The organism is Campylobacter magnus, assembly GCF_028649595.1.
GTDB classification, from domain to species: Bacteria; Campylobacterota; Campylobacteria; order Campylobacterales; family Campylobacteraceae; genus Campylobacter; species Campylobacter magnus.
In genome coordinates this window covers 199,152-207,989 of sequence record NZ_JAQSLK010000003.1, presented here as the reverse complement: position 1 = coordinate 207,989, position 8,838 = coordinate 199,152, and the positions used below count along the sequence as shown (strand labels likewise).

At 42.0% G+C, this 8,838-nt stretch carries 8 protein-coding genes; 1 reads left to right on the top strand and 7 read right to left on the bottom strand.

Annotation, left to right across the window (positions count from 1 at the left end; genetic code table 11):
• Positions 1-133: 133 nt before the first annotated feature.
• The 5 genes from PTQ34_RS05535 to rsmH form a co-directional block, all read right to left on the bottom strand.
• A complete protein-coding gene (locus tag PTQ34_RS05535) occupies positions 134-796 on the bottom strand; it encodes a CatB-related O-acetyltransferase (protein ID WP_273932532.1) in 663 nt (220 codons plus the stop codon).
• Positions 797-889: 93 nt separating this feature from the next.
• A complete protein-coding gene (locus PTQ34_RS05530; RefSeq protein WP_273932531.1) occupies positions 890-1,738 on the bottom strand; it encodes a CatB-related O-acetyltransferase in 849 nt (282 codons plus the stop codon).
• Between the two features lie 192 nt (positions 1,739-1,930).
• The gene (locus PTQ34_RS05525; RefSeq protein WP_273932530.1) at positions 1,931-3,280 is read right to left on the bottom strand and encodes a class II 3-deoxy-7-phosphoheptulonate synthase; all 1,350 of its coding nucleotides are present in this window, start codon (positions 3,278-3,280) and stop codon (positions 1,931-1,933) included.
• Positions 3,281-3,339: 59 nt separating this feature from the next.
• Complete coding sequence (locus tag PTQ34_RS05520; protein WP_273932529.1) at positions 3,340-4,164, bottom strand: hypothetical protein; 825 nt, start codon at positions 4,162-4,164, stop codon at positions 3,340-3,342.
• A gap of 7 nt (positions 4,165-4,171) precedes the next feature.
• Positions 4,172-5,101 (bottom strand): 16S rRNA (cytosine(1402)-N(4))-methyltransferase RsmH, encoded by a 930-nt coding sequence (gene rsmH, locus PTQ34_RS05515; protein ID WP_273932528.1) that lies wholly within the window; start codon positions 5,099-5,101, stop codon positions 4,172-4,174.
• A gap of 63 nt (positions 5,102-5,164) precedes the next feature.
• Here rsmH and PTQ34_RS05510 point away from each other — a divergent pair, with 63 nt between their 5' ends.
• A complete protein-coding gene (locus tag PTQ34_RS05510; protein WP_273932527.1) occupies positions 5,165-5,728 on the top strand; it encodes a class II aldolase/adducin family protein in 564 nt (187 codons plus the stop codon).
• Positions 5,729-5,867: 139 nt separating this feature from the next.
• Here the strand turns inward: PTQ34_RS05510 and PTQ34_RS05505 are convergent, their stop codons facing one another.
• Both PTQ34_RS05505 and PTQ34_RS05500 read right to left on the bottom strand, forming a co-directional pair.
• Positions 5,868-7,088 carry a type II secretion system F family protein gene (locus PTQ34_RS05505; RefSeq protein ID WP_273932526.1) on the bottom strand — a complete coding sequence of 407 codons (1,221 nt, stop codon included), beginning with the start codon at positions 7,086-7,088 and terminating at the stop codon, positions 5,868-5,870.
• Positions 7,085-8,836, bottom strand: a complete 1,752-nt coding sequence (locus tag PTQ34_RS05500; protein ID WP_273932525.1) for a GspE/PulE family protein — start codon at positions 8,834-8,836, stop codon at positions 7,085-7,087. Before PTQ34_RS05500 ends, PTQ34_RS05505 begins: the two co-directional genes overlap by 4 nt.
• Positions 8,837-8,838 lie beyond the last annotated feature (2 nt).

Sequence of the window (8,838 nt, the reverse complement as noted above, 5' to 3'; positions counted from 1 at the left end):
TTTTTTATTTACAAAAAACGGCGAAAACACGCCAAAAATCGTTTTGTATAAGTATAATTTATCTTTGTATATAATGTCAATAAAATTTGCCAAAAAGGAATTCTAGATTTAAGCTAAAGAATTCTAGAATTCCTTAGAAAATATTATCAAAGTTATAATTTAATCTATCCAAAAAAGCGCCGTTTTCATCTTGTCTTATGCGAGCTAGCTTAGCTTCCAGCCTAAAAGGTGCTAAAAGCTCTGCGCCACCATCTGCCCACCACGCACAAAAGTTCTTAGCATCGCTAAAAGGTGCTTTTATCCCAAGTCTAGCAGTAGCCAAAGGCCAGTCATATTCCCACCATTTGCTACTCTCCAAATCAGCGATTATTTCATCCTTAAAGCGCATTTTTACGAGCCTGGCTGGATTGCCAGCCACCACAGCATAGGCTGACACAGGCTTTGTTACCACAGCACAAGCTGCGATTATTGCTCCATTGCCCACGCTTAGCTCATGTGCTGCTGGAAAAAAAGCATTAGCCCCTACCCACACGCCGTTTGCGATGACTGTTTTTTGCGGACGGATATCGCAAAAATCAAAAGGCTCTGCTATGGGCTCGCAAGTAGCACCCACGCCCTCATCTACAAAAGCCTTTACACTAGTCATAGCCACGCTAGTAGACTCATGGCGCAGGGCACCGATAGTTACATTATGAGCCACGCAGCTATATCTGCCTATTATTGTATTTTCTAGCACGGAGTTAGCGTTTATATAGCTATACCCCCCCCCCAACGCAGTTTTGGACTCTGCAGCCACCCCAAAGGGCAAAAGGCCTTTCAAAGACAAAATTATTTACAAAAGAATTGCCATATAGCAAAAGTCCATGGCTTTTTAGTGCTTCTTTCATTTTTATTCCAAGTTTTTAATTTGCAAGCTTTTGCCATCACAGCTAGCTACTTGCTTAGCACAGCTAAAACGAGAGTTTTCTAAGTTTTCTTTATGCTCAGCCAAAAAGCTTAAAAAAGCCTTTATATCGTTCATAGGCACTTTTATACCGGTTTTTGCATAAAAGTAGTTTAGGTCATACTCCCACCATTTGCTAGAGAGCAAATCAGCGATTATTTCATCGCTAAAGCGCATTTTTACTACCTTAGCTGGATTGCCAGCTGCTATGGCGTAGGCTGGGATATCCTTTGTAACTACAGCCTTACCAGCCACCACAGCACCTGTGCCGATGCTGACATCATGCGCCCCAGGGATAAAAACCCCAGTGCCAAACCACACATCATGCCCTATTTTTGTATGTGCTGGCCACCAGTCCATCGGCTCACAAGGAGCAATGCGCCCATCAAAGTTGCCAAACGAGCAAATATCATCAAACATAAAACTCGTGCTAGTCATGCTAGCGGTGCTAGCCCAGCTTAGAGCGTGCTTGCCCACGCCCACACAGACATTATCACCTATGCTGCAATACCTGCCGATACTAGCATTTCGCAGCACAGACGAAGTGCTTATATAGCTATACCCCCCCCCTATGACCTTTACTAGCAAATTATTGCCAAGCAGAGCAAAAGGGCGCTCAAAAGTAAAATCGCTTAAAGTAATATTTCCGCCTTTTAAAATAAGACCATAATTTTTTTTAATTTCTTGCATATTTTCTCTTTGTAAAGATTTAAGGAATTCTAGAATTCCTAGGGCTAAAATCGGGCTAAATTCTAGAATTCCTAGGAATTCTAGAATTCCCAAGCCTTGTGCCATCCACCGACCCCTTCGAGGGATCTCATCATAATAAATTTAGAATTCCCTATAGAGATCCCCCAAAGGGGCTGGGGGATGACATAGTAGGGAATTCTAGAATTCTAATTAGGGGTTAAATTCTAGAATTCCTTATGAATTCTAGAATTCCCTAACTAAATTGCTTTGCTCCCTTGCGATGACGAGAGTTCTAGATTATTTCCTAGCCTCTTTTACACAATCAGCGATTAAAAAAGCTAGTTCTAATGCTTGTTCAGCATTTAAGCGTGGGTCGCACTGCGTCTCATAGCGACTAGCTAGGTCAGCCTCACTTACACCGCTGATGCCGCCGGTGCACTCTGTGACATCGTTTCCTGTCATTTCTAGATGCACGCCGCCTGCTACTGTGCCACAAGCCTTGTGTATATCAAAGAAGCTTTTTACCTCGCTCATCACAGCCTTAAATTCCCTTGTTTTGTAGCCATTTGATGCTTTTACGGTGTTGCCGTGCATCGGGTCTATACTCCAAAGTATATTTAGCCCCTCGCGTTTTACGCCCTCAAGTATCTTTGGCAAACGCTCGCCTATGAGCTGGGAGCCCATGCGGATAATGATATTAAAGCGTCCTGCTTCGTTTGCAGGGTTGATTTTGTTTGCGATTTTGATGATGTCATCAGCTGTAGCGTTTGGCCCCATTTTACAGCCGATAGGGTTTTTAACCCCACTTAGAAAATGCACATGCGCATCATCTAGTCCTCTGGTGCGCTCGCCTATCCACAGCATGTGAGCCGAGCAGCAATAAGGCTCGCCACTAAGGCTATCAATGCGAGTAAGCGCCTCTTCATACGGCAGTAGCAGCGCCTCGTGCGAGGTGTAAAATGCTGTCTCTCTTAAAGTCGGGCTATTTTTAGTATTTATCCCGCAAGCCTCCATAAAAGCAAGAGCTTGTGAGATTTGCTCTGCTAAATGCTTGAACTTTTCAGTGCCTAAGCCAGCGTTTTTAACAAAGCCTAGGTTCCATTTGTGAACTTGCTCTAAATCAGCCAAACCACCCCTAGCAAAGGCTCTAAGCAAGTTTAGCGTGGCTGCGCTTTGATGATAGGCTTCTAGCATGCGAGCAGGATCGGCTTTTCTAGCCTCTGCGCTAAAGACTGGGCTATTTATGATATCGCCTCTATAGCTTGGCAAGGTTATGCCATTTATGGTTTCAGTATCGCTGCTTCTAGGCTTGGCAAACTGCCCTGCTACTCGCCCTACTTTTACCACAGGACAGCCACCAGCAAAGGTTAGCACAATAGCCATTTGTAGCATGACTTTAAAGGTATCGCGAATAGAGTTTGCGCTAAAATTCGCAAAACTCTCAGCACAATCTCCACCTTGAAGCAAAAAGGCCTTACCTTCGCAAACTTGCGCTAGGCGGCTTTGAAGGCGTCTTGCCTCACCTGCAAATACAAGCGGCGGCAAGCTAGCAAGCTTATTTTCTACTTCTTTTAATTTAGCTTTGTCTTCGTAATCTGGCTGCTGGAGAATGTTTAGCTCTCTCCATGATTCTTTTGTCCATTTCATGTTTATTCCTTGATGTTTTTTTGCCGATTATAGCAGATTTTGCGTAATTTTAAGCCAAACTAGCGCAAATTATCTATTACTTGATTTTGGTAGCGGATTTGTTCTAGCTTGCTTTTTAGCTCTCTGTTTTCTTCATTTAGCACGCCTAGCTTGTCTCGCAAAGTGCCGATATCACGGCTAGTGTAGTAAATCTCATTTGCGATAAAAATCTTTGGCAAGGTAGCAATCATCACCAAAAACGCAATGCCAATAGCGATAAAAAGCGAGGTCTTGCTAAGGTTTTGCGCAGGGGTTTCATAAAGTGCGCTGATATCATCTCTAAAAGTGGTGATTTTTGGCTTGATTACGATTTTTTCATCTTTTGGCTCAGGTTTTGGCTCTATTTTTGGCTCTATTTTTGGTTCAGGTTTTTGTGCTAGATTTTGATTAGGAATTCTAGAATTTCTAGCGTTTTGTTCGCTGTTTGGCTGTGGTTTTTGCACTAGATTTTGAATTCTAGTTTTTTGCGTAAAATTTTGACTTGGAATTTTAGAATTTTGCGTGCTTTGTAGCTGACTGGCAGTTTGTGGCTGGCTGGCACTAGGAATTCTAGAATTCCTAGAATTTTGTTCACTGTTTAGCTGTGGTTTTTGACTAGGAATTCTAGGTTGTTGCGCCAGATTTTGGCTAGGAATTTTAGAATTTTGCGCCAGATTTTGACTAGGAATTCTAGTTTTTTGCGCTAGATTTGGCTTTGGCTGCTGTTTTGGCTGCTCTTTTATAGCCCCAGCAGCACGGCTAAGGTCTATGCCGCCTGTGTTTTTGGGCTTTGGCTCCATTTTTATAGGCTCACGCTTTGCGGCTAGTTCGTTTGCGATTTGCTCCAAGCTTTTTGGTTTTTGCATTTTTATCCTATTTAAACTCAAATATTCTCATCTTAGCACAGTTACTGCGTGGGTTGGCTCGCAGTTCATCTGCGCTTGGCGTGATGGGCTTTTTTGTGATGATTTTGCCTAGTGCGTGTCCGCCGCCGCACTCGCAGCGCATGGCAAAGGGGTCGCACACACAGCCCTTACTCCACGCACGAAAGCTCTCTTTTATGATGCGGTCTTCAAGCGAGTGAAAGTCGATGATAGCTACTCTTGCACCACTTGGACGCAAGTCTTTTAGGGTGGAGAGCAGGCTTTTTAGCACACCTAGTTCGTCATTTACCTCTATGCGCAGGGCTTGGAAAACCAGCTTTGCTATGCTTACATTTCGCCCTTTTATGCGCTCACCTCCGATGATGTCTGCTAGCTCCTTTGCTGTATTTATGGGCGATTTTGCTCTAGCGGCGATGATTTTAGCAGCGATTTTGGCTGCCATTTTAAGCTCGCCAAACTCGCTAAAAATCTGCTCTAGCCTGCCCTCGCTATACTCGTTTACTATCTCTTTTGCACTTTTTGGCGCAGTTTTATCCATCCGCATATCAAGGCTATTTGCACCAAGCCCAAAGCCACGCTCGCTACTATCAAGTTGAAGACTGCTAACGCCGATATCAGCTAAAATACCTGAGATTCTCAAGCCTTTAATGCGCTTTATAATACTAGCAAAATTGCTTTTATAAAGCGTGATTTTGCCACTTTCTAGCTCAGCTTTAAAGCGTTTTTTACAAAAATCCAAAGCCTGCTCGTCTTGGTCGCAAGCGATGATTTTAAGGGCTTTGTAACGCTGCAGCAGTGCTGCGCTATGCCCACCAAAACCTAAGGTGCAATCAAGCAAAATAGGCTTATCAATACTATCAAAATGGTTAAAACCTTCTAAAACTTCATTTAGCAAAACTGGAATATGTGGCGAGTTCATAAAGCAAATAATAGCATAAATGAGCCGAATTTTTGCTATAATTTGCGAAATTGAAGGAAAAAAATGGATATAAATGAAGCAAAATCAGCCCTAAGTGTGCTTGGGCGTAGGCTTTTTTCTCTTGGGCTTATTAACTACGGCTCGTCTCTTTCTATGCGCTTTGATAGCGATAATTTCATCGTTAGCAAGCAAGATGCGCTTTTTGAGAGCGAGGAAGATTTTCTTTTGCTTTTAGGCAAAAAGGACTACCGCTGGAAAGAGGCTAGCAAACACGCACTTCTTCACCAAAATATCTACAAAAACATTATTAGCTCGCGCTTTGTTTGCTACTGCTCGCCTGCTTTTATCTGCGCTTATGCGCTGGGGCATACGGCTTTTGAGCCACAGGATTTAACAGGTGCTGAGCTAGTTGGTAACACATTTATCTATGATATCAAGCAGCTAGAAGACTGGCAAGACCGTGCCCCAAGCGAGATAGTGCGCTACTTCGTCCAAAGTAACACAAACTTCGTGCTACTAAAAAGTGGCGAGCTGTGCGTGTATGCAAAAAGCGCATCCGAGCTTTTAGCGCATATTAGCACCATAGAACACAGCGCAAAGCTACTAGCGCTTAAAAATATTTTCTAGGGAATTCTAGAAATTCTAGATGAGAATTCTAGAATTCCCTAGAAATTTATTCTAGAATTCGCTTAGGAATTCACTTAGGAATTCACTTAGGAATTCTAGAATTCCCAAGCATGAAATTTTTAGATAAATTCCGTGCGATCTACTTCACAGCCTTGGCTAGATCCCACATCGGCATAAAGATACCAAGTCCCATAAGAATAACCATACCAGCAATAAACACAAGCAAAATCGGCTCAATGTAGGCTGAGATGTTATCAAGTATGTTGTTAAATCGCTCTTTATAATAGTCTGTGATTCTAGCTAACATCGCATCAATGCTACCAGAACGCTCGCCTGCTGCGATCATCTGCACTAACATATTTTCATACAACTCAGTGGCTGCTACTGAGCTTGATAGGCTATTACCACGGCTAACAGAGATTTTTACGCTCTCCAAACGCTCTCTTAAAAAACTATTTTCTACATTTAAAAGCGAGGTATTAAGCGCGTCAATAACTGGAATTCCTGAGTGAACTAGCTCGCCAAAGACAAGATTAAAACGGCTCATAGTTGAGAAGAAAATAATATTACCTATCAAATAGAGTTTTAAAATATATTTATCAAAGCCGTATTTAAAGCGTGGGTTGCGGTAATAAATAAAAATAGTTATTAAAATAGCCGCAAGCACGCCTGCGCCTATAGCAAAGCCGTAGTTACTAAATGCCCACTCGATGTTTAATAGAATTCTAGTTGGCAAAGGCAGCTCGGCGTTAAAGCTAGCAAAAACATCTCTAAACTTTGGTACTACAAGCAGCATAAGCAAGATAAAAGCTAGAATAATAGCGCAGATTACTACTATAGGATAGCGGATAGCTTTTTTAAACTTCTGGCGGTTATCATATACATCTTGGAGTATTTCTACAAGGTGATATAAGGACTCAGCCAAGCGACCTGTTTGCTCGCCAAGGCTGATTAGCGCAATGCTTACATTACCCACATCACGCTTAAACTGAATTATGCTATCGCTTATGTTCATACCAGCATTTAGATCATCTCTCATGCGACCAAAGATCTGCGCTACTCGCTTGTCCTTGGTGTTATTTACTACTTCATTTATGCTATCGTGGATAGAGATACCAGCATTAGTCATAACAGCAAGCTGGCGCAAAGTAGCGATGTAGCTAAGCATTTTTATCTTTGGAGTAAAAAGTGCGGTTTTTATAGCATCTAGATCAAAAATATTCTTGCTCTCGCTAACCTCTATTACTGTGCCACCACGCTTATTTACAGCTATTTGCTTAGCTTGGGCAAGGCTTTGGGCCTTTATAGTGTCGCTAAACACTCTGCCTAGTTTTTTTTGCGTTACTTTATATGTTTTCATGATTTAGCCACCCTATAAACCTCTGGAATGCTAGTAATTCCCATAGCTGCCCTACGGATACCATCTGTAAAAAAGTCCTTAAAGCCCTCGGCTAAAGCTGTGCTTGTAAGTTCTTCTTTTGTAGCGTTTTTAGCAATTAGCGATGAGATTTTATCACTAATTGGCAAAATCTCACTTATCATCTCTCTGCCTAAATAGCCAGTTTGAGAGCATTTCTCACAGCCCACTGGCGCATAAAAGGTAAAATCATCTGGAATTAGGTGTATGATGTGATCTAACTGCATTGGTGTTAGCGTTATTTTTTGCTTACAGTGTGGACAGAGCTTGCGAACTAGGCGCTGGGCTTCTACGCCTATTAGCGAGCCACTTACTAAATAAGGCTCTATCCCCATCTCCACCACGCGCGCTACAGCTGAAATAGCGTCATTTGTGTGAAGTGTAGAAAAAACAAGGTGTCCAGTTAGCGCTGCTTGAATAGCGATGCGAAGGGTCTCTTGGTCACGGATCTCGCCTATCATAACGATATCAGGGTCTTGACGAAGGATTGAGCGAAGAGAGCTTGCGAAGGTTAGACCTGCTTTTTCATTTACATGAACTTGCTGGATCATATCCATTTGATACTCTACCGGATCTTCTACGGTGATCATTTTTTTCTCTACGCTTTTTATATCATTTAGCGCAGCGTATAGAGTGGTCGTTTTACCAGAGCCTGTTGGGCCAGTTACTAGTATCATACCATAAGGCGTGCGAGTAAGGCGAGAGAATTTTGCTAGATTATCTTCTAACATACCTAGTTCGCTAAGCTTGATGATAGCCTTTGATTTATCTAGAATTCTCATTACCACGCTCTCACCGTGAATTACAGGCAGAGTTGAGATACGAAAGTCATAATCACGCCCTAAAACCTGAACGCTAAAGCGGCCATCTTGAGGCTTTCTGTGCTCTGCTATATCCAAGTTTGAAAGCATTTTTAGGCGGCTTACAAGCGGGGGATAAATGTCTTTGTCAAAAACAAAAATCTCGGCTAGCATACCATCAATACGACACCTAACAATACAGTTTTTCTCACTGCTTTCTATATGTATATCGCTAGCACGGCTTGAAATGGCGGTTTTTAGTATAGTTTCAATTAGGCGCAAAATACCAGAGCTCTCGCCGCCATCGTCTGTGCTAGTGCTGCTGATTTCTTGGCGGATTTGAGCTATTAGCGAGCTTACGCTTTCATTTAGCTCCATTTTGCTAAGCACTTTATCTAGCTTTGTGGTATCGCAGACTACTACTTTTAGAATTTTTCGGTTAAAGATATTTGCGATTTGATCTTGTACTTCTACATCAAAAAGATCTCTAAAAGCTACATAAACATTTACTTCATCTTCTTTTAAAGGTAAAGCTCCAAGGTGCTTTAGCTGTGCGCTAGGAATTTTTCTAGCAAGATTATAGTCAATAGAACTTTCATCTAGTGAGCTATACTCAAACTTGAAGTGTTGCGCAAAATACTTTAAAAACCCTACTCTATCAAGCGCAAAATATCCGCAAACCTCATCGATATTTATACGACCTCTGCGGTATATAAGAGCTAGGACATTCATTATACCTTCGGTGTTTAGCCCGATTTTTTCTTCTAGTAAAGCTCTGGTGTTTGACTCATTTAGCTCTGCTTCAAAGCTTGCCATCACTGCTTCATCAAACTTGCCACTTTTTTGTAGAACTTGAGTGATTGTTTTATTTATATCTATTATGCTTGCCATTT

Coding starts and splice junctions, on each gene's coding strand:
- PTQ34_RS05530 (WP_273932531.1), bottom strand. CDS start 1,738: ATGGCACAAGGCTTGGGAATTCTAGAATTCCTAGGAATTCTAGAATTT.
- PTQ34_RS05525 (WP_273932530.1), bottom strand. CDS start 3,280: ATGAAATGGACAAAAGAATCATGGAGAGAGCTAAACATTCTCCAGCAG.
- PTQ34_RS05520 (WP_273932529.1), bottom strand. CDS start 4,164: ATGCAAAAACCAAAAAGCTTGGAGCAAATCGCAAACGAACTAGCCGCA.
- rsmH (WP_273932528.1), bottom strand. CDS start 5,101: ATGAACTCGCCACATATTCCAGTTTTGCTAAATGAAGTTTTAGAAGGT.
- PTQ34_RS05510 (WP_273932527.1), top strand. CDS start 5,165: ATGGATATAAATGAAGCAAAATCAGCCCTAAGTGTGCTTGGGCGTAGG.
- PTQ34_RS05505 (WP_273932526.1), bottom strand. CDS start 7,088: ATGAAAACATATAAAGTAACGCAAAAAAAACTAGGCAGAGTGTTTAGC.
- PTQ34_RS05500 (WP_273932525.1), bottom strand. CDS start 8,836: ATGGCAAGCATAATAGATATAAATAAAACAATCACTCAAGTTCTACAA.